This window comes from Loigolactobacillus bifermentans DSM 20003, assembly GCF_001434575.1.
Classification (GTDB): domain Bacteria; phylum Bacillota; class Bacilli; order Lactobacillales; family Lactobacillaceae; genus Loigolactobacillus; species Loigolactobacillus bifermentans.
Genome location: NZ_AZDA01000021.1, coordinates 17,252 through 41,702, shown reverse-complemented (window position 1 = coordinate 41,702; position 24,451 = coordinate 17,252). Strand labels below are relative to the sequence as shown.

The 24,451-nt window shown below is 43.6% G+C and carries 25 protein-coding genes and 1 pseudogene; 9 read left to right on the top strand and 17 right to left on the bottom strand.

Annotation, left to right across the window (positions count from 1 at the left end):
• Positions 1–3 precede the first annotated feature (3 nt).
• Positions 4–480: a transcription elongation factor GreA gene (gene greA / locus FC07_RS04060; RefSeq protein ID WP_057903849.1), complete on the top strand. Its 477-nt coding sequence runs from the start codon at positions 4–6 to the stop codon at positions 478–480.
• Between the two features lie 403 nt (positions 481–883).
• Complete coding sequence (locus tag FC07_RS04055) at positions 884–2,230, top strand: amino acid permease (RefSeq protein ID WP_057903848.1); 1,347 nt, start codon at positions 884–886, stop codon at positions 2,228–2,230.
• Positions 2,231–2,277: 47 nt separating this feature from the next.
• Here FC07_RS04055 and FC07_RS04050 read toward each other — a convergent pair whose 3' ends face one another.
• The 4 genes from FC07_RS04050 to FC07_RS04035 all read right to left on the bottom strand — a co-directional run bounded on the left by FC07_RS04050 (position 2,278) and on the right by FC07_RS04035 (position 5,071).
• The gene (locus FC07_RS04050) at positions 2,278–3,039 is read right to left on the bottom strand and encodes an epoxyqueuosine reductase QueH (protein ID WP_057903847.1); all 762 of its coding nucleotides are present in this window, start codon (positions 3,037–3,039) and stop codon (positions 2,278–2,280) included.
• Positions 3,026–3,970 (bottom strand): ADP-ribosylglycohydrolase family protein, encoded by a 945-nt coding sequence (locus FC07_RS04045; RefSeq protein ID WP_057903846.1) that lies wholly within the window; start codon positions 3,968–3,970, stop codon positions 3,026–3,028. Before FC07_RS04045 ends, FC07_RS04050 begins: the two co-directional genes overlap by 14 nt.
• A 57-nt stretch (positions 3,971–4,027) precedes the next feature.
• On the bottom strand, positions 4,028–4,357 hold the full coding sequence (locus FC07_RS04040) for a hypothetical protein (protein WP_057903845.1): 330 nt from the start codon (positions 4,355–4,357) through the stop codon (positions 4,028–4,030).
• A 72-nt stretch (positions 4,358–4,429) separates the two neighbouring features.
• Complete coding sequence (locus tag FC07_RS04035; RefSeq protein WP_057903844.1) at positions 4,430–5,071, bottom strand: carbonic anhydrase family protein; 642 nt, start codon at positions 5,069–5,071, stop codon at positions 4,430–4,432.
• A gap of 222 nt (positions 5,072–5,293) precedes the next feature.
• On the opposite strand from FC07_RS04035, the gene FC07_RS04030 reads away from it, so the two are divergent.
• Complete coding sequence (locus tag FC07_RS04030) at positions 5,294–6,604, top strand: NCS2 family permease (RefSeq protein WP_057903843.1); 1,311 nt, start codon at positions 5,294–5,296, stop codon at positions 6,602–6,604.
• A gap of 52 nt (positions 6,605–6,656) precedes the next feature.
• On the opposite strand, the gene FC07_RS04025 is transcribed toward FC07_RS04030, so the two are convergent.
• On the bottom strand, positions 6,657–7,025 hold the full coding sequence (locus FC07_RS04025) for a DUF1827 family protein (protein WP_057903842.1): 369 nt from the start codon (positions 7,023–7,025) through the stop codon (positions 6,657–6,659).
• Between the two features lie 168 nt (positions 7,026–7,193).
• On the opposite strand from FC07_RS04025, the gene map reads away from it, so the two are divergent.
• The 3 genes from map to FC07_RS04010 all read left to right on the top strand — a co-directional run bounded on the left by map (position 7,194) and on the right by FC07_RS04010 (position 9,846).
• Positions 7,194–7,985 carry a type I methionyl aminopeptidase gene (gene map, locus FC07_RS04020; RefSeq protein WP_057903841.1) on the top strand — a complete coding sequence of 264 codons (792 nt, stop codon included), beginning with the start codon at positions 7,194–7,196 and terminating at the stop codon, positions 7,983–7,985.
• A 338-nt stretch (positions 7,986–8,323) separates the two neighbouring features.
• On the top strand, positions 8,324–8,575 hold the full coding sequence (locus tag FC07_RS04015) for a hypothetical protein (protein ID WP_057903840.1): 252 nt from the start codon (positions 8,324–8,326) through the stop codon (positions 8,573–8,575).
• Positions 8,576–8,637: 62 nt separating this feature from the next.
• Positions 8,638–9,846, top strand: a complete 1,209-nt coding sequence (locus FC07_RS04010) for a DUF2075 domain-containing protein (protein ID WP_057903839.1) — start codon at positions 8,638–8,640, stop codon at positions 9,844–9,846.
• 45 nt (positions 9,847–9,891) lie between these two features.
• Here FC07_RS04010 and FC07_RS04005 read toward each other — a convergent pair whose 3' ends face one another.
• From FC07_RS04005 to FC07_RS03965, 9 genes are all read right to left on the bottom strand, one after another.
• Positions 9,892–10,557, bottom strand: a complete 666-nt coding sequence (locus FC07_RS04005; protein ID WP_057903838.1) for an HAD family hydrolase — start codon at positions 10,555–10,557, stop codon at positions 9,892–9,894.
• Between the two features lie 4 nt (positions 10,558–10,561).
• Positions 10,562–10,942 carry a PTS glucitol/sorbitol transporter subunit IIA gene (locus FC07_RS04000; protein ID WP_057903837.1) on the bottom strand — a complete coding sequence of 127 codons (381 nt, stop codon included), beginning with the start codon at positions 10,940–10,942 and terminating at the stop codon, positions 10,562–10,564.
• 31 nt (positions 10,943–10,973) lie between these two features.
• Positions 10,974–11,981 (bottom strand): PTS glucitol/sorbitol transporter subunit IIB, encoded by a 1,008-nt coding sequence (gene srlE, locus FC07_RS03995; protein ID WP_057903836.1) that lies wholly within the window; start codon positions 11,979–11,981, stop codon positions 10,974–10,976.
• 12 nt (positions 11,982–11,993) lie between these two features.
• Positions 11,994–12,557, bottom strand: coding sequence for a PTS glucitol/sorbitol transporter subunit IIC (gene srlA, locus FC07_RS03990; protein WP_057903835.1), 564 nt, complete (start codon positions 12,555–12,557; stop codon positions 11,994–11,996).
• Positions 12,558–12,580: 23 nt separating this feature from the next.
• The gene (locus tag FC07_RS03985; RefSeq protein WP_057903834.1) at positions 12,581–13,075 is read right to left on the bottom strand and encodes a transcriptional regulator GutM; all 495 of its coding nucleotides are present in this window, start codon (positions 13,073–13,075) and stop codon (positions 12,581–12,583) included.
• Positions 13,076–14,923, bottom strand: coding sequence for a BglG family transcription antiterminator (locus FC07_RS03980; RefSeq protein WP_057903833.1), 1,848 nt, complete (start codon positions 14,921–14,923; stop codon positions 13,076–13,078).
• An 18-nt stretch (positions 14,924–14,941) separates the two neighbouring features.
• The gene (locus tag FC07_RS03975) at positions 14,942–15,745 is read right to left on the bottom strand and encodes an SDR family oxidoreductase (protein ID WP_057903873.1); all 804 of its coding nucleotides are present in this window, start codon (positions 15,743–15,745) and stop codon (positions 14,942–14,944) included.
• Positions 15,746–16,231: 486 nt separating this feature from the next.
• Entirely contained in the window at positions 16,232–16,486 is a 255-nt protein-coding gene (locus FC07_RS03970; RefSeq protein ID WP_155797817.1) for a hypothetical protein, read from the bottom strand.
• Between the two features lie 152 nt (positions 16,487–16,638).
• Entirely contained in the window at positions 16,639–17,835 is a 1,197-nt protein-coding gene (locus FC07_RS03965; RefSeq protein ID WP_057903831.1) for an acetate/propionate family kinase, read from the bottom strand.
• 195 nt (positions 17,836–18,030) lie between these two features.
• Between FC07_RS03965 and FC07_RS03960 the strand changes: the two genes are divergently transcribed.
• A complete protein-coding gene (locus FC07_RS03960) occupies positions 18,031–19,221 on the top strand; it encodes an aminotransferase class I/II-fold pyridoxal phosphate-dependent enzyme (protein ID WP_057903830.1) in 1,191 nt (396 codons plus the stop codon).
• A gap of 122 nt (positions 19,222–19,343) precedes the next feature.
• Here the strand turns inward: FC07_RS03960 and FC07_RS03955 are convergent, their stop codons facing one another.
• Entirely contained in the window at positions 19,344–19,523 is a 180-nt protein-coding gene (locus tag FC07_RS03955) for a hypothetical protein (RefSeq protein ID WP_057903829.1), read from the bottom strand.
• Between the two features lie 165 nt (positions 19,524–19,688).
• Positions 19,689–21,035 (bottom strand): annotated as a pseudogene (locus tag FC07_RS03950) (RNA-guided endonuclease InsQ/TnpB family protein).
• A 257-nt stretch (positions 21,036–21,292) separates the two neighbouring features.
• On the opposite strand from FC07_RS03950, the gene FC07_RS03945 reads away from it, so the two are divergent.
• Both FC07_RS03945 and FC07_RS03940 read left to right on the top strand, forming a co-directional pair.
• Entirely contained in the window at positions 21,293–21,787 is a 495-nt protein-coding gene (locus tag FC07_RS03945) for a hypothetical protein (protein WP_057903828.1), read from the top strand.
• Between the two features lie 18 nt (positions 21,788–21,805).
• On the top strand, positions 21,806–22,318 hold the full coding sequence (locus FC07_RS03940; RefSeq protein WP_057903827.1) for a hypothetical protein: 513 nt from the start codon (positions 21,806–21,808) through the stop codon (positions 22,316–22,318).
• A 32-nt stretch (positions 22,319–22,350) separates the two neighbouring features.
• On the opposite strand, the gene FC07_RS03935 is transcribed toward FC07_RS03940, so the two are convergent.
• Complete coding sequence (locus FC07_RS03935) at positions 22,351–24,333, bottom strand: ABC transporter ATP-binding protein/permease (RefSeq protein ID WP_057903826.1); 1,983 nt, start codon at positions 24,331–24,333, stop codon at positions 22,351–22,353.
• Positions 24,334–24,451: the final 118 nt, after the last annotated feature.

Below are 24,451 nucleotides of genomic sequence, written 5' to 3'. Positions count from 1 at the left end.
ATGATGGAACCTTACTTCAATCAAATGACGGCTGCCGGTCAACAAGCAATCGTAGCGGAGATCGAGGCGTTAAAAGCAGAACGACCGCGGCGCATTAAAATTTTACAGGCGGCGCGCGCTTTAGGCGATCTTTCGGAAAATGCAGATTATAGTGCTGCTAAACGTGACCTCCGTCATTTAGAAAGCCGGCTGCGCTTCTTGAATAAACAATTGCAATTCGCCGAAGTCGTGACGCCAACTGCCAGTGATCAAGCCGAAATTGGCAATTATGTCTTGCTCGAATTTTTAGATGATCACGAACAAGTGACGTATCAACTGGTGGGCAAACAGGAAGCCGACATCGGCCAACAAAAACTATCCTTTGCGTCCCCCCTAGGGCAGGCCTTATTAAAACAAATTCCAGGAACAATCGTTCAAGTCACCGCCCCGAATGGTGCTTATCAAGTTAAATTGTTAAACGTCAGTTTAACCCCGCTTTAAGCGTTTTAAGCGCGCTTGAAACGGCGCTTGATCGTACCGGAAAACGTAACTAACCGTCATCATTAACTGGCTTTTGATTAAATTTGTTCGTGAATTACATCTTGACAAGTAAAACAGACTTTTATACACTGGATGTCAATTACAACAGATCAGAGACGTTGATCTTGGCTGAAAGTCAACGCTGTTGCTATGGCAGATTTTAAATCGGTTCGCCGCGTTATTGGCGTTAGAGGAAAATGAAGGCTAGCCTCATTTTCGAATCTTGGGTGGAACAGCGTTGAAAACCAACGCCCCTAGTACAACATTAGTTTGTACTGGGGGCGTTTTTTAGTGTTCTGGACGCAGAAGACGCGCTGTAATTGGTTTTGGTTACGTCGTTAAATGAAAAGGAGTCGAAATTGACATGAAGGACCCACAGGAACTTTCCCGTTCTTTAAAGAGTCGCCATATTCAAATGATCGCCATCGGTGGTGCCATCGGAACTGGCCTATTTTTAGGTTCAGGTTCTGCAATTCGAGCCGCCGGGCCATCAATTATTTTATCGTATTTGATCGTCGGTATTTTCTGTTATTTCTTAATGCGCGCCATTGGTGAACTGCTCTTATCAGATACCAACAAAAACTCGTTTATTGATTTCGTCAAACAGTATTTAGGCAACCGCATGGAATTTATCACTGGCTGGACTTACTGGTTCTGTTGGATCAGTTTGGCCATGGCCGACTTAACCGCCACTGGGATCTATGTGAAGTATTGGTTCCCTGATTTTCCACAGTGGATCACCCCGCTAGTGATCATCGTGCTGCTACTGATCACGAATTTAGTCAATGTGGGCCTTTTCGGGGAAATGGAGTCTTGGTTCTCGATGATCAAAGTCGTGGCCATTATTGCACTGGTGATCGTCGGCGTGGTATTAGCGTTGATCCACTTCCCTGTTGCCGGTGGACACGCTAGCTTTACCCATTTAGTCAGTCACGGCGGCTTTTTCCCAACCGGTGTGGTGGGCTTCTTCATGTCCTTCCAAATGGTGGTCTTCGCCTTTGTCGGCATTGAAATGGTCGGTTTAACTGCTGGTGAAACCACGAACCCGGAACAAAATTTACCTAAGGCCATTAACAGCTTACCGATTCGGATCGGTTTGTTTTACATTGGCTCCATGATCGCCATTATGAGTGTGTACCCTTGGAACAAAATTGCGACCAATGTTAGTCCTTTCGTCCAAGTGTTCTCTGGTGTGGGCATTGCCGGTGCCGCTGGCATTTTGAATTTCGTGGTATTAACCGCTGCGATGTCCGCCACCAACAGTGCGATTTTCAGTACCAGTCGCACCTTGCACGCATTGGCTCGCGGTGGCAATGCGCCGATCCAGTTTAAACGCTTAGGTCGGAATAACGTGCCGAGCCTGGCGTTACATTTCTCATCAATGATTTTATTTATCATCGTGATTTTAAACTACTTTATGCCAGCCAGTATTTTCACCCTGATCTCCGGCGTCTCAACGATCAACTTCGTTTTTGTTTGGATCATTTTACTCTGGTGCCACATTAAATACCGGCAGAAGCACCCCAAGGGGCAGCCAAACTTTACCATGCCTGGCTATCCCGTAACGGACTATCTCAGCTTGATTTTCTTTATTGCCGTGCTGATTTTCTTATTCTTTGTGCCAAGCACCCGTATTTCACTGGTGGTTTCCATTATCTGGTTTGTAATTTTATTTGTCATTTATCAAGTGGTCAGTAAAGTGAAAGCTTAAAAAAAGGCCTCATCATTGAGGTCTTTTTTAGCGTCCGTTTAAAAATTTTACGACACCGTGGTGAAATGAAACGCGATCTTATCAAAGTTTTCATGGGCATGGTCCTGCATAAAGGCCTTGGCCTCACGATTGATCTGCTTCAGATCTAAGTCTTGTTGCCGGGCAGCAAATAGGCACCCGCAATAACACTGACGGTAAATATCGTATTCATTGCACATATCAACTGACCGGCGATAACCGCCACGTTTTTTAAAATCACTGGGCAAGTAAGCCACATCGTAAAGATGCTGCACTTCAAAGCCCAGTTCGTTGATCACCTGCGAATTCTTATGCGGGCTAATGGTCAAGGCACTGCCAAAATAATCAAAACCGAGTTCCTGAGCCTTTTCCGCCACTTGCTCTAAACGATAATCGTAACAAACACGACAACGCGCACCGCCTTCAGGCTCCTTTTCTAAGTCTTTCATGGTAGCAATCCACTGGCTCGGCTGATAAGGCGCACTGATAAAGTGCACATTTTGCTGCGCTTGTTCATTGAAGTCCGTAATAAATTTTTGTTGGTAATATTTCCGTCGTTCATATTCAGCTTGCGGATGAATATTGGAATTGGCGTAATACACGGTAACGTCCGCAAACTGCGTTAAATATTCTAACGTATAAGTACTACAAGGGGCACAACAACTATGCAATAAAATCTGCGGCCGTTTACTGTCAGCTTGCCATTTTTTAACCAATTTTTGCAAGATCACATCAAAATTGATCTTCTGATTTTTTTCAAATTGTTGCGCCACTTCATCATATTCTAACATGCCATTCACCTGCTTCTAATTTCTGGATCAAACCTGCAAAAGTGGTTTGTAATAAGGTTTGATTTTGTAAAGCCGCTTGCCAGGCGGTTGGTAACGGTTGCTCAGGTTGCCGACAGGCCTTGATGGTTGCCGCCACGCTGGCCACCGTATCGGTGTCACTGCCAAGATTAACGGCCCGTAAAACAGTGGTCTCAAAATCACCGGGCCGTAAATTCACCCACAGCGCCGCAGCCAAGGTGGCTACCACATAAGCACTACTGGGTACTTTTTCACGTGGTGCCTGGGCCAAATCAGCCTCAAATAACGGCCGATAAGTGGCGATCTCTGGTGCAAACTGTGGTTGCTGTTGCAGCGCTTGCCATGTTTGGGTCATGGCAGTTGGCAGTGACTGGCCTTGTAACAGGTGCCGTAAAATCTCCAAATACAAACTGCTGCCAAAAACCGCCCGTAAATGCCCGTGGGTCAACACGGTATAAGCCTGATAAATCGCCAAACGCCGGTTTAAATCCGGTTCTGATAATAAAGCCAGTGCCAGTGGCGCCACCCGCATTAAGGCGCCATTGCCATTAGCGGTTTCCGCCGTCGGCCCACATTGTAAGGCCGGTACTTGTTGTTGGTAACGTTCAATGGCGGTACGACACGTACGGCCTACGCCAAAAACAACCCCATTTGGCGTCCATTGGCCGGTGGTCAAGTACGCCACTGCATTGGTCATGAGCCCATCAACCCCTGTTTGCTGGGTTAAACTCGCCACCAAACATAACGTCAACGACGTGTCATCGGACCAACTGCCAGCTGGTTGCCGCCAGGTCCCTGCTGGTTGCATACCTGTCACTTGAAACGTATCACGTCTTCGCATTTCAACCGGCACGCCTAGTGCATCTCCGATCACACCGGCCCATAAAATATGTTGATAAGCTGCCTGATTCATGCTTCATGCCCCCAATCAAAAAGGCCGGAGCAATCACTCCAGTCTTTCCTTGCCGTTTTAGTGGCTATATTCATCATAAACCAACTCGACCAATTGCTTTTGTGGCGCGACATTAATGGTCACAATGGGCTGATCTAAGATCTTCGTGTACTCCGATAAGACATCTACTGGTAATGGGGTCACGGCCTGGAGATTTTCAATGAGTTCATCACTGGTATAAATAAGGTCCATTTCAACAAACATCCGTGTTTTGGTCACCACATCCGTTAAAAGATCCGTTAAGATACTATTCGGCTTGCCTTCTGGATCAGTCATCACAACTTGATGCGTATCCAGTGGCTGATGGTTGACCTGAATCATTTTTAAGGCATCAAACACAGTTAACATCCGTTTTCCCATCCCTTCATTGAACTGCTTTAAATGTATTATAGGCGTTAGCGCAGGACTTCTCAACTTTGTTTATAGGACACTTTTAAATAACCGCCGTTGGTTTAAGTCTTGTAACTGCCGGTTGTTATCCTGTGGGAAAAATTCACGGTATTGTTGCAGTTGTTCAACTGATACGGTGAGCGGTGTGGCTGCCAAGTACCAATGCACCCCTTCGGTTAACGGTGGTGTGGTCAGCGAGCCTAAATAGCGCACCACGCCGCCTGCCTGAGGCAGCCAACTATTCACCGGCAGCGCTTGTGGCAACGTGGCGGTTTGCCGGGATTGAAAATGGGTCAATAATTGTTCAAACAGTGGATTCGCCGCCCCTAATTCTGCAAAACACGCCACCACTGATAATTGACCTAATGCATCTTGAAAGACAAAATGCCATTCCATTGCCGCTTGGTGGCCATCAATTTGATGTTCTGCTGGTGCATGGAAATGCAACTGCTGAAAGGTGACAGGTTGTTGCAATAACCGTGCGTTGCCTGTGCCGGTGGCTTCGAAATTCGTTTCGCGGTCGATCACAGTGGTTACCGCTAAAGGTGACGACCATTCAAAAAGTGACGTGGTCAATTGTTCTGGTTGTGCTGTGGCCGATAAAAACCCAATTGGTGATTGTTGGTGACCAAAACCATTCGACCATTCTTGCTGTTTCCGATAATCAAGCATCGAATCATCCCTTTTTCATTATTAGTTTTAGTATAGTGGGGTCTGCCACGATTTGCCAGCAAAATCAACAAAATAACGTGCTAAATCCGAACAATGTTCAATTTTCACTTGCATTTTAATCGTAATATAGTATCTTATTATTGTGGTTCAATTAAAACACGAACAAATTTAAGTTTCTAGCAATCGATTCTTCGTTTAATCATTTATAAAAGGAGTATTCTCATGCAGCAAATTGCCAGCTTTTTTAATTTCAAAGCCTTAAAGACCAATTATCGTCGTGAAACCTTGGCTGGTTTTACCACTTTTATCTCAATGGCCTATATTTTGTTTGTCAATCCCAGCGTTTTAGGCGCGACTGGCATGGATAAAGGCGCCGTTTTCACGGCCACCGCTTTGGCCAGTGCCTTAGGGTGCTTGCTCATGGGCCTGGTCGCCAAATATCCCATTGCCATTGCCCCCAGCCTTGGGGTCAACGCCTTCTTTGCTTACTCCGTTTGTATCGGCATGAAGATTCCTTGGCAAACCGCCTTGGCCGGCGTCTTCGTAGCCGCCGTTTTATTCATGATCATCACCGCCTTAAAGTTACGGGAAGCCATTATCAATGCGATCCCGCGCGATTTAAAAATGGCCATTGCCGCTGGGATCGGGTTGTTCATTGCCTTTCTCGGTTTAAATGATGGTGGTTTGATTGTTGCTAACAAATCAACGGTGGTCGGCTTAGGTTCCTTAAGTGTCGGAACCACTTGGTTGACGATTTTCGGCTTAGTGATCACCGCCATTTTAATGACCCGTCGTGTCCCAGGCGCCATTTTTATCGGCATGGTTTGCTCAACCCTTTTAGGCCTGGTCACTGGTTTGATTCCATTACCACACACGATTATTTCAACAGCCCCTAGCTTGCAACCGACTTTCTTAGTGGCTTTGAAGAATATCGGGCACATTAACTCATTGCAGCTGGTCGTGGTGGTGTTGACCTTCTTATTGGTCACTTTCTTTGATACTGCAGGCACTTTAGTGGGCTTGGCTGAACAAGCAGGCTTTATGAAAGACAATAAAATGCCACGTGTTGGGCAAGCTTTGTTCGCTGATTCTACATCGATGTTAGTCGGGTCCTTATTAGGGACATCGCCAACTGGTGCCTACGTTGAATCCTCTGCCGGGATCGCAGTTGGCGGTCGTTCCGGCTTTACCGTGATCGTCACTGGTGTCCTCTTTATTGTCAGCCTGATTTTCTCCCCACTGTTGGCCATTGTCACCAGTCAAGTGACCGCGCCAGCTTTGATCATTGTCGGTGTGTTAATGGCCCAATCCTTACGCAATATTGACTGGGATAAATTAGAAATTGCCATTCCCGCTTTCTTGATCGTTTTAGGAATGCCGTTAACTTACAGTATCTCAGACGGGATCGCACTGGGCTTTGTCATGTACCCCATCACCATGGTTGCCGCAAAACGTGGCAAAGAGGTTCATCCTTTAATGTACGTCTTATTCTTCGTTTTCTTAGGCTTCTTGTGGATCATGAACGCCCAATAGTGCCATTTAAAAAATGCAGGTTCACCATCAACAAGATGGGACCTGCATTTTTTTATGCATCAAGATTCGTGGTTGGCACTGGTTTTGATTCAATGATGATAATATCCTTCATTTTACGGATCTTATGGTGCCGCGCGCTTTCGATTCGCTCTTTGCTTAATCGAATCGGATCTTCGTCAGGGGTATGCGGCAGTAATTTGTCGGTGACAAACGCCACTTCATCTTCCCGAATGCGGCGCGTGGTGTTGGTCAGGATTAGGTCGATCCGGTTGAAATTATCCACATAGTAAACATCGGTATTGCCTAAGGTATATTTTCTAAAATAGCGAATCGCAGTATGTCCATACAGATAGGCAATCGTGTTCGGAATCATTTTGCGTAAGCTAACATTAACTTTAATTGGAACTTCAATGAGTTTCACAGCGGGACCCTCTTTCTATAATTTATTTTTTCCAACTCTATTTTACCGGAAAACCGCCTCACTTGGCGACTAATATGCTTATCAATTTAAGCGCTCTGGCTGTCTTTTTAAATGAAAAAGATTAGAATAGAAACGATATGAATAAGGATTTTTGAAGGAGTATTGACAATGATTACATTAAAATCACCACGTGAAATTGAAGGGATGCGCCGGTCGGGTGCGATTTTAGCAGGGGTCCATTTAGGCTTACGCGATTTGATCAAGCCAGGGATCTCAACCTGGGAAATTGAAACCTTTGCCCGCCACTACATTGAAAGTCACGGCGCCATTGCCTCGCAGATCGGCTTTACAGGCTACAAATACGCGACTTGTGTTAGCGTCAATGACGAAGTCGCCCATGGCATTCCCCGCCCGCATTTGGCCTTAAAAAAAGGCGATATTGTCAAAGTGGATCTGTGCGTGGCGCTGGATGGCTATCAAAGTGATTCTTGCTGGAGCTATGCCGTTGGCGCAGTGAAACCTGAGATTCAACATTTAATGGACGTCACCCAGAAAGCCTTGTACTTAGGGATCGATCAAGCCGTGATCGGCAACCGGATCGGTGATATTGGCCATGCCATTCAACACTATACAGAAGTGGAACAAGGCCTGGGTGACGTGCGCAATCTGATTGGTCACGGTATTCAGCCAACCATTCACGAAGAACCGGCAGTCCCACATTATGGCGAAGCCGGCAAAGGGTTGCGCCTGCGTGAAGGGATGACCATTACCATTGAACCCATGATCACCTTAGGCACTTGGGAAGTCACCACCAAGCTGTTTAAAGCCGACAATTGGCAATATTACGTCACCGCTGATGGCTCAGCCTCAGCACAGTATGAGCATACCTTGGCGATTACCAAAGCTGGCCCTAAAATTTTGACCTCACAAGATCCTGAATTTGACGCGCCATACCTTTAGCAACACGCTTTAGTCAAAATGTATAATTATTTTTAATTATAAACGAAATTACCGGACATAAAAAATTTTTAAAGCGGTTCAGCCCTTGGCGGCGTATGCTTCACGCTGAAAACGGCTTTAAATTCCCTTTGACGCCTTATCGCTTTGCACGTAGAATAGGACAGGTCGACAGTTCGAACCACTGAACGCGGCAATTGAATCAAAAAATATTTTTTAAAGAGGCTATTCGTTGATTTACGTTGTTTTCAACGCTTTTTCAAAAAATCGCCCCTTGACAAACGAGAACGTATGTTTGTATGATGAGATTACCAATTCTAAACAAAGGAAGTTTGATTGCCATGATAAAGCCGCGTGTCGCCGAAAATTCAATCTATCTTACTGCAGATACTTATATTGTTGTGCATCCTGAGGCCGATTTTGATCTAGAAGTGCGGAAACAGCCAACTGATCAAGCCGCCTACACGATGGGCAAAATGAATTATAAATATCACCATGATGCGTTTGCTTCCTTTATTTTCAAAATTTTCCCTAAAATCAATTTACTTGAGATCCACGACTTACAAAAAGCCTTGAATCACTTTATTCCATAAAAAAACAAAACGTCATGACAGCTGATTGTCATGGCGCTTTTTAGAACGAAAGAAGTTTTAAAATGGTACGTGCTCACAATCAAGCCACTGCGAAATTAGCCCCTGATCAAGCCCTTTCAACGGCACAAACCGCCTTAGTGCAACACATATTGACTTTTTGCCAACAGCATTGGCGCCAACCCCAAACTGCCGTTTTTGTGATCCACGGCGCTGCTGGCACCGGTAAAAGTGTGGTTCTCAGTCATTTACTGGCAGTCCTGCAACAAGCCCGTCAGCAGCCTGATAGCCCCTTTTACCAAGGTGATAACCATCTATTGATCAACCACCCTGAAATGGTCAAAACCTACAAACAAATTGCGGGACAGCGTGCTGGATTGCGCAAAAAAGATGTTGAAAAGCCCACCCCGTTTATCAACCGCTATGCCAAGCTGCAGCAACGCGCTGACGTGGTCTTAGTGGATGAAGCCCATTTACTGTTAACCCAGTCTGACCGGTACAATCGCTTTGATCAGACCAACCAACTCACTGAGATCTTAAAAGAAAGTCACATTATCATTTTAGTGTTTGATGCCACGCAAATGTTGAAGTTTAAAAGCTACTGGCCGCAACAGTTACTCACACAAGTGTTAGCCCCTTACCCCACTGAAACAACACGGCTCACCCAACAATTTCGGGTGCAAGCAGGCCCCGCCATCCAACACTGGCTCACCGCTTTCGGGACTGCTGGCCAATTGTTGCCGCAACCACAGCCTGATTCCACATTTGACTTGCGCATTTATACCGATGCGAATCAACTTTATGCCCACCTTCGCCAACAAAATCAACGTTATGGGCTATCGCGGCTAGTGGCAACCGCTGATTTTCCTTACACACTAGACGGCAAAACATATTACGTTGAAACCGAAAATTTCAAACAACCTTGGGACAAAAATATGGACCCCAATGTAGCGTGGGCCGAACGACCTAAAACCATTGATGAAGTGGGCTCGATTTATACCGTGCAAGGCTTTGACCTCAACTATGTCGGCGTGATTTTAGGCCCCTCAGTGGGGTATGACGCCCAACATGATTGCCTCGCCATTCGGCCTGAACGTTATGAAGATCAGGAAGCCTTTAAACAGCGTCGCGACGTGACTGATCCAGCCGTGATGGCCGAAATGCAACGCCAAATCATTTTAAACTCCATTAATGTTTTGATCACCCGCGGTCGTCAAGGATTATATTTATACGCCAGTGATCCGGTGCTACGTCGTCGGCTGGCACAACTGTAAGCGAAAAGCGCAACCTTGCCACGTCAGCAAAGTTGCGCTTTTGCATTAATCCGTTATTGAGATACCAGTTGCAGTTGGCACCACTTGCTTAAAGGACGTGACGCCGATCACGCCAGGTGCCGTTCGTTGCGGGTGATAGCGTGGATCATCAAAGGCGATGGCTTGGATGCCTGCCGCTTGTGCGGCCCGAATACCATTATCAGAATCTTCCACCACCACACACTGGTTGGGTTGCAAGCCCAGTTTGGCCCGGGCCATGTTAAAAATATCTGGCGCTGGTTTGGGATGTGCCAGTTCATAACCGGATAAAACCACTTCAAACCGATCCAATACCCCGAAAGCGGTCAACGTGCGCTGAATGTCAGCCAATGGTGATGACGACGCAAGTGCCAAACGATAACCTTGTGCCGCCAGCCCATTGATCAACGCTAAGCTGCCAGGAATTGGCTGTTGGCCATTGGCGTCGATCAACTGCTGGTACGCTTTAAAATAACGCTTTAACAATTCTTCGGTCGAAACTGGTAAGTTAAGCTCAGTGCGCATATTGTCCCAAATCGCTTGAAAACTCATTCCCATGAACTTAAAGTGATAACTTTCAGGTTGATGCACGCCAAAGGCTGCCAACACTTGCTGCTTGGCCTCAATAATCGGTGGCTCTGAATCAACGATCACACCATCCATGTCGAAAATAACGGCTTTTACTGGTAGCATCGCACTACCCTGCCACAATCTTGATGTTAGAATCAACATCGATCACAGGATAATCACGATCTGCAACATATAGTGTTCCTGGTAATTCAGCTTTTGTTGCCCCCGTAAAACTAATGGCAATGTGGCCTAAATTCGACAAGTTTGTTTGGACCTCATTTCCAACAGCCGTAATTGGATAAGTTTGGTTATCAATCACAAGCGTCATCCCAGGTTTGATGTCAGTTGCCACTGGTGTCACATGAATTAAATAGCAAGAGGGACGTAATGCGTCTGGCGCTTCATTCCCAAATAAAATAGCCATTTTAATTTCTTTAAAGTCACGGGCATCTTGGCCGACTTCTACAACTTGCGTTTCAAAAACTGTCTTTTCGATATTTTCAATCATCTCAATCATCCCCACACAATTCTAATTCTATTTATTTACCGGCGTACAATCCGAAGCTGGCGAGCCAAGCAACGAATACCCGCGGTACCCCGTTGATAAATCGTGAATAAAGTACCGACGGCACCCCGACTTCAACGGTTTTTGATTCTGCTTCTTCTAAGCCTAAACCGACTGGAATAAAGTCACAAGCATTTTGTGTATTAATGGCAAATAATGCTGGCAAAGCGTACTGAGGTGGAATATGACCCTTGCCAATTTCTACCCCGATCAAAGTCCCGATGATCTGACCAATAACGGCCCCAGGGCCTAATAGTGGTGATAAGAATGGTAATGAACAGATAAAGCCCATGATCATTAAGCCCCAAACATTACCAGCCAATGGTGTCATGATCTTTGCAAAAACTTTCCCAATCCCAGAACCTTGAATAATCCCAATAAGTAAGGCAACAAATGCCATAAATGGAATAATCGTATTGAGGACCGTTTGAACGGATTCTTTTGCAGCTTGGTTAAAGGTGGCAACGACTTTCCCTGCCCCAATCCCAATTTTTGCAATAATCCCTTGATGTTCCATTTGTTGCGTAATCGTCTTTTGGTTATCGTACTTACTGTCTTCTTGATCATCACTGACTGCAGTTGGTGCGACATTTTCAGCAGCAGTTGCTTCATCAACTGCAGAAATTTGGTTCACATCAACTGCTGAAACATAAAGTTCTGGCGTAATGTATTTTGCTAAAGGACCACTCTTGCCAGTTGGTAAAACATTTGCTGTTAGAATCCCTTTCTTAGGGTAGATACCACAACGTAATGTCCCACCACAATCAACAATTGCTAGCGCCACTTCGTTATCTGGAATTGACGTTTTAAACCCATCAATCGCTTTCATACCAGTTAATTGTTCAATCTTATCGACAATTTTCGGACGGTTCCCACCAGTGACGTAAATGAATTTATGTTTTTCTTCTGTTGGCGTCACAATAATGGGGCCACCCCAGCCGCCTGAACCTTTTACAATTTTAATGCTATTCCAAGTCGTCATGTTGTTTTCCCCCTATTCGGCTGTACCAGCAGTTAATTTAACTTCTTTGGACAAAGTAACACCACTTGTCCGGCAAACATAGGCTGTGGTGAAATCAGTTACCCAACCCCCGATAAAGTTCATCAACATCCCGACTAATAGGTAGCGAATCGCTAAATCCATGGTGTTTAAGCCTAACTTCTGAACCCCTTGTGCGATCCCCATCCAAATGAATAATTCACCGGGGTTAATATGTGGGAACACCCCGTTACTGGTATGACAAAACTGTGCTTGAGAAGCGTAGTAACTTGGTTTGTAATACTCAGGTAAAAAGCGTGCCATGGTGAAAGCCATTGGGTTCCCTAACATAAATGCAGACAAGAATGGCAAGATCAGATAACGTGTCACCACGTTTTTAGAAGAAGCACGCGCTAACTTGTTCATTCGTTCTTCACCTAAAAAGGCAATAATCGTATTCATTAAAACTAATAATAGCAAGACAACTGGTACAATCGAGGTCATCCAACTAATCAGTGTTTTACCACCCGTTTGGAACAACCCCATGAATCCTGAGGCAAAATCAGTAATATACTTCATATCATCATCTCCAATTTTTATTTTTAAATATCATTGCGTCTTTGTTTGAGCGAAGCCATCGTTGTTAAACCAATTGATCTGATTTTCTCAAATAGCGGCATCGTGAAAACGTTCGTGCTGGTATCATAATCGCTGGCATTTAATTTACCTGCTTTAAAATCAACATAATTGCGATAAGCGTTTAAAATACACTGTTGGGTTAACCGATCATATTGTTGTAACGTATCATGATCAGCAGCAACGATTGCTAAATACTCGCCTGTTAAATCTGGTAGCGCTTTAAATTTAACGAAAATCGTCACCCCTTTCATGATCCGTGCAGCTTTAATTTTGCCAGCTTCATCGATCGACATTAAAATCAAACTGCCAGAACGAAAGCGTTTCGGATTTTTACCGATCAACACGCGTCCCATCAGACGCAAGTCACGATAGTTTTTCGTAAAGTTCTTAATTTGAATCAAGCCCAAGGCCCCTTGTAATAAGAAGGCGCCAACTAGAAATAGCCCGATAATTAGCATTTAAATCCCCTCCGTTATTTGCGTCAATGGTTGCGTGTCGTCATAATCCAACAGATTTGCGGCCAAACTCGGTTGCCGCGAAATCATAAAGATCAAGTCATATAATTGCGATAAAGTCCGGTTTAAATTCTGATCTAATTTTTGTGGAATCCCAATCAAGAAAATAAACCGTACTGGCCGATTTTGATACTTAACCGGCTGTTTAAAGATACCAATTCTCAATAAAATGCTAGTCGCAGCAGGTGAATCATCAATCACATGCGGAATCGCAATCCCATTTTCAAAAACGTTATTCGTTTCCTTTTCGCGACGTTGCCAAGCCTTCAAAAAATTCTGATTCAATCGTCCCTGGTCAATTTCCGTTTCGATCAACCGTTCAGTTCCGGCATAATAACCCAAAGCTGTATCCAATGTTGTGACTTGAAAATCACACCAATTATGGGCAATGGCCTCTTCTACTTGTGCCACCTGAATTTTACAAAGCATTTCATCCGTTCGGAAAACACTGTTGATCCGCACAACTGGTGTGGTTTGATTCCAAACTTGAATCGGACGATTTGAGAAAATAATCAAGTAACGTTCATTCGATTGAATGAGTTCACGCTCCGTTGCAAAACTCACAACTTCAATCGAATCTTGAAACAGATCGTTTAACTGTCGAATGATAAACCGTTTAATACTGCGACTGACCTGGCCAACAATTGCCGCTTTTTGCTGTAGTCGTTGTGAGTTTTGTTCCTCAATTTCCATTTCAAAATAAATCACCAGGTAATTCACCTCGGCTTCAGGGATCTCAACCTGGACCTGTTTGCCCAATCCCTGTGCCGTTGCAGTTGCCAACTCAAGTGCAATTGGGTATTTTCCAACTGCCTCATTACTTAATAAGTTGTCAGTTTGGACATGGAAAATCACCCGATTTAGCATGAACAGTAAATGATATTTAATTTGCTCAAAAACATGATCAAATTCTAAACGACTATCAATTTCACTTTTAACTTTGATCTCCACATTATCAAATAACTGTTTCAACCAAACCAGACGATTTTCCGTTAAGCGTTCCTTTGTCGCCCGATTGATTTTTAAATTAAACGGATAACATAAAAATTGAATCTCGGTTTCCGTTAACTGAACTCCTAATCGAGTTGCCGCTGCTTGAATTAAACTTTGAAATTGGACACGATCCGTAATTTCTTGATAAAACATAATGGGTTCTTCCAAGCGATGTTGTGACTGAACTAATACTTGTAAAATCGCTAAATTATTTTCAATTAACACAAGTGTATGCTCCGACAATAAATCGGCTGGTAATGTTTGCTTAAGTGTCGCTTTTGTCAGCAATTCGTCAAAGGCATAATAATTGCTGACAAATTTCAGTAATAACGCGTAATTAAAATCATGTTTGACCTGCAATTTAATGCCCTTACTTGGTACTGAAATCACTTGTGCTTGATAACTGTGTAAGAGCTGCTTTAAATCTGCTAAATCGCGATTCAACGTCCCTTTACTAATCATCAATTCATCAGCTAAATCATCTAATACAATAAAATCCTGTGCCTTGATCAAGGTTAAAATCACATAAGCTTGTCGCTTTAATGGATCATTTAGATCCAATGACTGTTTCAAAAACCCAGTTTGTAAACTCGTCAAACGCTTGAAATCAATGACTTTCAAGTAATACCGCTGTCGATTTTCTTTGATTTCAGCAATACCTTTTAATTCTAAGTTTAAGCTTTGGATATATTTCAACATTGTCCGTTTAGAAACTTGAAACTGGGTCGTCAATTCCATCAACGTCAGTGAATCATTGGTAATAAAATACTTTAATAGACTGTAATTTTGTATATCCATGCTCATATCCCCAATAAGTTAACCGCGGGATTTACCTCCGGCAACGTTTGTCGTTACCCCAGTAATGTAGCTGGCACGGTTCGATAAGAAGTAAGTTACTAAATCAGCAACTTCTGATAAGTGGCCGCTACGCCCAAGTGGTGTGGTTGTCGTACTCTTGTAACCAGCGCGAATTTGATCAACGGTTTTATGACGGGTATAAGCAAGTGCTTCTTCATAAGCAGGCGTCCGTAAGCCGGTTGCTTCCATAATGCCTGGTGCAACCCCAACGACCCGAATATTATGCTCCCCTAATTCTTTAGCCCATGAGCGTGTTAAACCATTAATTGCGCCTTTTGTAGCAGAATAAATACTTTGTCCCTGTGAACCTTCTAAACCAGCTTCAGAAGACATATTGACGATTACACCGTACTTTTGTTTTGCCATTTGATGGGCAACTGCTTGGGAGACTAAGAAAACACTTTTAACATTGACTGCAAACATCTTGTCAAAATTGGTTTCAGTAAATTCATACTGGCTCCCAGGCTGTTGTGCATCGACTAATAAACGGGGTAAATTGATACCAGCGTTATTGACCAAACCGTCAATCGCAGCATGTTCTTCCAAAACCTTAGCAACCAACGTATCAATTGCTGTTTTTGATGTCACATTCGTTTCCACAAAAGTTAACTTTTCAGCCGTTTCTTGACTAGGTTGTAAATCAGCATCATAAACAAATGCATCTTGGTCTAATAAGCTTTTAACAATTGCGGCACCAATACCTGATGAACCTCCTGTTACGATAAATACCTTGTCCTTTAAATCAATCCAACTTTCCGTCATCATGAACAACTCCTTATTTATAATGAAGCGTTTAGCGTATTGACACTGTGCGCTCTTAATTGCAAATTCATCATAACGTGAACGCTTACATCGTTTAATACACACAATTTCATTCACTTGTGCAAAGAATTGTATCAAGCTATTAAAAAACCAATTCAGCCTCCTATTTCATAGTAGTTTGTGTAACAATACTCATTGCAATGACGCAATCTATACCAATTCACAAAAAGGTGCATTATAAAAGATAATTTATCATTTTATAATAATTTAATGCTTATTAACAGTATAAGCATTATATAAAACAGCACTTGGCATTTGCAATAAAAAACGTCTTAAATGCAAAGTCGAGCAAAGCACCAATCGATGAGAAGGTTGATGGAACACAGTTAAATTTTTCTCATAAAACAACAAAAAACGACTTGCCAAGGGAAATATTGGCAAATCGTTAAATTAAAAAAGCCGCCTGATTTCTCAAGACGGTTGACCTTACATAATTAAATAGTCATTGATCATTTTACGGTATTGACGTCGATTGCGTGCCACCCCAGTGGCCAGCAACATCGTGATTTGATTAACGCCTGCTTGACGTAATTTTAAAAATACTTGGCGGGCTTCCGCCAATAATGCTGCATCGCTGGCGGTTTGCGGCCGTTCGTAATGCAAACGCGCAATTGTTCCTTGTTGCGTGCGGCAAATTAAAATCACCCGACAATTCACGCGATAATTTGTAAAACGTGACACCACCAAGTCCCCCCAGATTCTCTCATGTCAATTTTGCTATTGGAGGTAAACTCGCCCCCTAAACGCGCTAATGTTTATTTCGCAATGACAAAATAAACTTTCACATTATAGAATACCAGCCTTGGCGGTTAAAGTCTAAGATTCTTTTGGGACTATGATTCCTTTAATTCACCGGAACGTTGTAAGAGTTGTAGCATCGCCAATTCCTCGTTAGTCGGCAACCGTAACACTTTAATGGCGGAAGTTGGCGTACTGATGATTCCTGTGTGCTGATGACGATTACGTGCCGGATCAAGCGCGATGCCAAATACAGATAGTTGTCGACAAATTTGTGCGCGTACTGCGGCATCATTTTCACCAATGCCGCCAGAAAACACGATGGCATCGATACCTTGCATTTCTGCAAAGTAACTGCCTACGTATTTCACCACACGATTGACAAAAATATCGATTGCCAATTGTGCGCGAGGCTGCGTTGCGGCTTGCGCCGTTAAATCGCGCATATCGGTTGAAATTCCAGAAATCCCGCGTAACCCTGACTGGGTGTTTAACAGCGTCAGGACGGCTTCTGGTGTTGCCAGGTCTAGCTTTTTCATCAAATAAGGCACAATGGCCGGATCAATGTCGCCGGCACGGGTCCCCATGGTTAAACCCGTTAAAGGCGTCAGCCCCATCGATGTGTCAAAAGCCTGGCCGTCTTTAATGGCTGTTGCTGAAGCGCCACTACCTAAATGGAGTGTCACCAATTTTAAGGCTGCCAAAGGCTGGTGCAGCACTTGTGCGGCCTGTTGAGCGAGGTAACCATGACTGATGCCATGCTCCCCATACCGCCTAATTTGAAGTTGTTGGGTCAACTCATAAGGTAATCTGTAGATGGCATTTAATTCAGGTAATGTCGTAAAAAATTGACTGTCAAAGACAGCGTATTGGGGCACCTTTGGAACAACCTGACGCATGGTATCAATGAATCGCAGTGCCGGTGGATTATGTAACGGCGCCAAATCGCTAAGCGTTGCTAATTCGGCCAAAACAGTCGCTGACAGTCGGACGGGCTGCTTAAAGCGTTCCCCGCCAGCAACCACGCGATGTCCAATCGCTGCTAAATCAGACCATTGTTGTATCAGCCCCAGCGCTGGCAATTTTTCGACTAACAACGTTGCGACTTGCTTAAGGGTCAGCTGATCCTGTTGAATTTGCGTCACCTGACCTTGAAACTTGATTTTAAAAATCGATTGGGCCGCGTTTAACCGTTCGGCTAAGCCTGTCGCAATGGCTTGTTGCGTCGCCAAATCAAATAACTGCCATTTTAAGGATGAGCTTCCCACATTGATCATCAGTGCTTGTTGCATGCGCATCACCTCTTCAAATTTTATCTACTACTATCAGCGTACCGAAAGTCACTTTGAAAAGCTTTTGAAGCGGCTGATAGATGAATTTAATTCAACTTAGTTTGATAAAGTTTAGTTTTATTTTATTCAAAAAATAGCGTACAGTAACATTAATCAATCAGTTACGTTTTGTAGAAAGATTTGGAGGTCGAAAATATGTTCCGTGATGATACGAATCAAATCCTAAAAGGCTTAAAACAATCCCCACTACGCCAATTCGATCAAGAAGTCGGCCAGATTCCTGGCATCGTCAAATTAACGCTAGGTGAACCAAACTTTTCAACGCCAGCGCATATTAAAATGGCGGCAATTTCGGCCATTGCCGCAAATGAATCTCACTACACACCAATTGCCGGTTTGCCAGAACTTCGTGAAGCAGCCGCCAATTACTACAATCAAAAATTCAATTTAAACTACACTGCTGAAAACACATTGGTAACCGTTGGCGCAACCGAAGGCGTCTCTGCCAGTTTTCAAGCTTTATTACAGCCTGGTGATTCAGTGATCGTCCCGACACCAATTTATCCACTGTACTTACCATTGATCAAATTACAACACGCCACACCCATTCTAGTAGATACCAGCGCTGATGATTTCGTGTTGACTCCAGAACGGTTACAAACGGTTTTAGACCAACACCGTCAGGACCACGTTAAAGCCATCGTTTTAAATGCCCCTAGCAATCCAACTGGCATTGCCTACACGCGGTCTGAAATGCAAGCCTTAGCTGCCATTTTGAAACAGGAACAACTGTGGGTCTTAAGCGATGAGATCTATGCCGAATTAACTTACGGTCAAAAACATACGTCAATGGGTGAATTACTACCTGAACAGACGATTGTAATCAATGGCCTTTCAAAGTCACATGCCATGACAGGGTGGCGGCTAGGGTTTGCCTTTGCGCCAAAAGACTTAATGGCTGAAATGTTGAAAGCTCACCAATACATGGTCACCATGCCCACCACTTTTGTGCAGTATGCGGCCATTGAAGCCATGAAGCACGGTCAAAATGATTGCGCCCCAATGGTTAAAATTTACCAACGCCGCCGAGATTACGTGCGGGAACACTTGCAGCAACTCGGCTTTGAAGTCGCCCGACCAAATGGCGCCTTTTACGTATTTGCTAAAATACCAGCCAGCTTTAAAGGTGATAGTTGGGAATTTGCACGACAATTAGCCTATGATCAAAAAGTGGCTGTGATTGCCGGGGCTGCCTTTGGCCCTGGTGGCGAACGCTACATTCGCATTAGCTATGCAGCAAGTGATGAGGCATTAGCCCAAGCTTGTCGCGGTATCGCAAAATTAATGCAGCACACCCAACAACAACCATTAACAGAAGCTCTATAAATTTATCAGTCCAGCGCATGCTGGACTTTTTTAATGTGGTCGATAATGGGTCGGTGTGAATCACCGCAATTGCAATCGTGCAAATGTGGCCATCTTGCGTTTGTAAATAGACCTGTCCGGCTTCAAAGCCCACCATGAACCCCTTGAATTTCGGCAACGTACTGGCCATATGCTAGGACATCAGGTTGAATGGTCACGGCCTGGCTTTGTTTCCAAGCGCGTTGCAATAATGCTTCTAGGGCGCTGAATCGCATCCCTGGTTGAACCGGCTGCGGCTTGGCTGCCACTTGCTGCTGTTCCAAATCAACTACTCGGCTCTAAAGAACCGAGTTTGTAAGTACATTAGCCCTTCACGCCTCTAATGCAATTACAACTTATTTAGGTCATTCGAACTTAGCGACTTGTACCGAAATACTTGTCGCCATTGGTTCGACAGTTGACTAAATTAACGAGGTGATTAAGTCTTTTCAGACAGTTGCCATACCCCGGATGATCTTACAGCCAGAAGCTGTCAGTTCAATGTTTGGTTTTTTCTTCGTTTTAGGTTTTGATTGCTTTACTGTTGGTCCGTTCGCAAGACCTTTAGCCTTAATGTTCAAAGCAGCGTTATGATCTCGAATATGGAAACTGTGACAATGCGGACAGGTCCATTGACGCATGTCAAGCGTTAACTTATGCGTTCCATGTGTGCCCATTCTAAAGCCACAATCGTGACAGATCTGTGTGGTAAATCTTGGGTTAACCGTTCTGAATTCTTTACCATACAATTCAGCTTTATACTCTAATTGTGCTAGAAAAGTCCGCCAACCAACATCTGAAATGCGATTTGCTAAAGCGTGATTTTTTAAAAGATTCTGACTACGTAATTCCTCAGTAATGACGAGATCTTGGTTTTCGATGATTGCCTTACTGGTTTGATGTAGCAAGTTTTGACGTTGTTGTCTAACACGTCGGTGTAAAAACGCAACTTTTTGACGTTGTTTTTGATAATTTTTAGCGTCTTTTAACTGACGATTTTCCTTTTTAGCACGACGTTTACGACGAGATAAGACACGTTGCGCTTTTGCAAGTTTAGCCTCTGATTTTTGAAAGAAATGTGGATTATCAACAATATTGTTGTCTGAATCAGTTAAAAAGTTTTCCAAATTGAGATCAATACCAACGCTATGATTTGTTTTAGGGAGTTTTGTTTTGAAAGGGTTATTTGAAGCAAGTTGAAAGGAAATATAATAGCGACCACAAGCATCCATTTTAAGACTAACTGTACTGAGCTTAATATCGTCACGTTTCATCAACTAATTTGGCAGTTGTTTGATGCGAATACGACCGATCTTAGGCAGTTTGACGTGTGTCCGATCTAAAAGCTCAATGTTGTGCTTAAGATAAGCGGTTTGATACCGTAGATCATATGATTTTTTGTGAAATTTCGGTATACCGGCGTGATGAACTTTACGAAACATATTCCAAGCAGCTTGATAGGCTGATTTTGCTTTGAAAAACATCAATGAATCTAGATTCTTGTTTTTACATAACCACTTGTATTGATTCTTAATGCTCGTGACATTATAGATCTGTTGCCTAAGCAGTGGTATTTCAGTTTCTAAAACTGAAATTTGGTTTAAAAACCAATCATTATGTGAATGTTCGTATTGTTTACGGCATTTTTCAATCAATTTCTGATAACTCCAAATGTCTCGCGTTGTCGCAACTAATCGGTTGTAAATGAAGCGGAATGCATCAGAATTTTGTTTAATGATTTGTTTCTGTGCTGAACTTGGAAACATCACACGTTTGACACCAAAATGATAATCCATATCTGAAACCGTCAGTGTCACCGTCCGCTTTTTACGACCATTTTTTAACGTTTTAGCCACGTTTATATTCACCTCCATTCTTATCACCCGCTCCATTTGTTAGAACGTTTGTTCTTATATTCAGCATAGCATGTTTCGGATACGAACACAAGTTCCTTTCGGCTAATTAATTTGCGGCCATTTAACGGATATGCGAAAATTTTGCAGGTGATCATTTTTTTGTTAAACTTTAATTCAAACTGTAAGGAAGTGTTTCCATGACTGCAACTGCGATTACGGCATTTTATCAACAAATTTGTCAATTCATTCAATCTGATAAGCTGTTGTACCAGTACAACTTATCCGGCGGCTTTTATCCGACAACTTTTCAGGTGACAACGGGCATCACCACACAACAGGCCCAACAGCTGGCCGAACAACATTATCCAGCCGATCTGATCACATTGCTTAAGCTTAGCAATGGGCTAAGGCTGATGTGTTGGCCTGATGACCCAACACTTTACGCAGCGGAATTACTGAGCTTTGACCAGCTACAACAATTAAATGCGCCTCACCCATTGATCAAGTCATCAGAATTGGCTTTTCTATACTTACAAGATCTCGGCCCGGTGGCATGTGACTGGCAGCGTTCTGATGCCGAAACGCTGGCCTTGATCTGTCCCAGCGGCTTAGAACTACGCGCAAGCCTAACAGATTTTCTCAACCATTTTTTAAATTATGGCGGCTATATTCCTGGCGGCGATATCGAATAACATTTAGGGGGCATTGACGTGACACAACAGCAAATGCAGCAACTTTATCAGCAATTAGCTGATTTTCAGCAATCAAATGAAACGTTTTATGTTTGGCAGCAGACGCAAACGCTATTGCCAACTACGTTTCGGATCTATGCTGGCATCACGGTCCAACAGGCCGCGGCGTTGGCAGCGTTAAACGTGCCAGCAGATCTGATCACATTATTAAAATGCAGTAATGGCATTGATTTTTTTAGCTCAAAAACCAAGCCACAGCACGCTTTAGGTCGCTTATTGTCCTACCAAGAACTCATCAAATTACACCAAACTAAATTGCAAAACCCACTGTTCGCTAAGCTTAGCAATTTTACCTTTTTCAAATTCAATCAACGCGATTTTGTCACCTTGGATCTAACCCAATCAGCAGCGGAACGTTTGACCTTTAAAGTCAGCAATGGTCGGCAATTTCAAGATACGTTATATCAATTTTTTGCGGCTTTTTTAGTCAGTCCTGGTCACGTTACCGCTTGGCGGTGGTTTACGGACTAAAAAACACCTTCGCAAAGGTGTTTTTTGATCCCTTAATCGGCCGATAACGCGTCGATCGGGTTGAGTTTTGATGCGCGGCGAGCTGGCAATAGGGCCGCAATAAAGGAGATAATAATCGCTGCCGCAAAGGCAAAGATGATATTACCACCGCTAATTTGGACGATATTCGCCTTCACCATATGGTACAACGCATGATTTAATGCTGCGCTGGCGCCATAAGCCAATACTAAGGCTAAAACAGCGGAGAATAAACCGATGAAAATCGATTCAGAGGTAAACAACCGCCGAATGTCTTTTTTCCGTTCGCCTAATGCGCGGAGAATTCCGATTTCTTTGGTCCGTTCGGAAACCGACATATACATAGTCACAATGATCATTAACGCCGAAACGATCAGTGAAATACCGGCAATCGCGCCTAAAACAGTTGATGCTAAACTGACATAACGGTTAACCGTCTTTAAAATATCGCCCACTGTGATGGCCCCAAAAACGTATTTCCCATGATCTTTGTAATTTTGAATGCGTTTGGCCGTTTGGGTCACTTGTTTCAAGTTATTGACGTTCACTGACACAAAATTAGCGTCAGTGGCCGCCTTGGCCTTACTTAACAAGTTGCGCATGGTTTGATAATTGGTGCTTGTGATGGCCCCAGTTTGGCCGCCATTGGTAAACCCAACGACTTTCAGTTGCCCGGTAACTTGCACGGGGTGGTTTTGCGCATCCACCGTTGGCAAGGTGACTTTGACAGTTTTACCTAACAAGGCTTTGTAATTTTGATTGTTATTGAGCTGTAACGCTTGTTTTTTATCCAAGACAATTTCATTGGCGCCTGGTTTGTGCCCCGATTTAATGGTATCGGACGCATAGGCTTTGGTCCAAGTTTGGAACCCGCTAGCGTTCACATTTTGTTTGTTATAACTTAACGTATAAGTGTTAAATTGGTAGCCTGGTTCAACTTTGCTGACCCCTTTGATCTGCTTTAAATGCTGAACTTGATGGTCTGCAATGGCTAACTTTGCAGGGTCATTGGCATATTCTTGCATCGAGGCCTGAATTTTTTCAACACTCATTTTCTTGCCTGAAGGATTCTTTACCAATGTGACTGAATGTGGGTTCACCATGGCATTGATCTGATCCTGAATGTAACCATTGACCCCATTGCCCAAGCCACTAAACAGTAATACGGCAAAAATCCCGATTCCTGTGCCTAACATGATCAATGAGTTGCGCCAAAAATTGTAGGTTAAATGCTTGAATGCCGTACGGTAACTGGCCAATGCTGACAATTTTCGTGGTGGAATCTTGTCAACATTTTCAGGTTGCGGATAGGCGGGTTTCAAGCGGGTATCGCCATCGATCTTCCCCTCTGCTAAATGAACGATTCGTGTGCCATGGTTTGCCACTTCCTGAGAATGCGTGACGGCGATCACCAACTTGCCATCTTTAGCGATTTGTTCTAATAACCCTAATACTTCTTGTGTGTTTTTGGCATCCAAGGCGCCGGTGGGTTCGTCAGCGATGATGACTTGCGGATCACTGGCTAACGCCCGCGCAATGGCCACCCGTTGCTTTTGACCACCAGAAAGTTGGTTGGGATGTTTCTTCATTTGGTCACTTAAACCGACTTGTTCAAGTAGCGATTCTGCTCGGGCTTTACGTTGTGCCCCATTTAAAGCCGTCATGTCTAAAGAAACGAGCACATTTTCCAACACATTTAAATGACTGATCAAGTTATAGGACTGGTAAATATAGCCGATGGTCCCCCGACGATAATCGTCGAGCTGCTTTTCTTTGGTGTGATCTAGCTTCTGACCATTGATGGTCACTGAACCTTCAAATTGCCGATCCAAGCCGCCGATAATATTCATTAACGTTGATTTACCGCCGCCAGATTCCCCCAGAATTGAGACAAATTCGCCTAATTCAAAATCCAAGTCGATCCCGTTTAAAACCGGAAATGCTTCCTTGCCTAAGTAATAGGCTTTCTGAATGTCGCGTAATTCTAAAAAGGCCATTTTATGAAGCCCCCCATTCGCTTTTTTTATATGTATGCTGTGCATCTTCACAACGTTTTCATTATCCATTTTCATACCGAAAAACATATCCGCCTTAGGTTGGATTTTTAACCCCCGA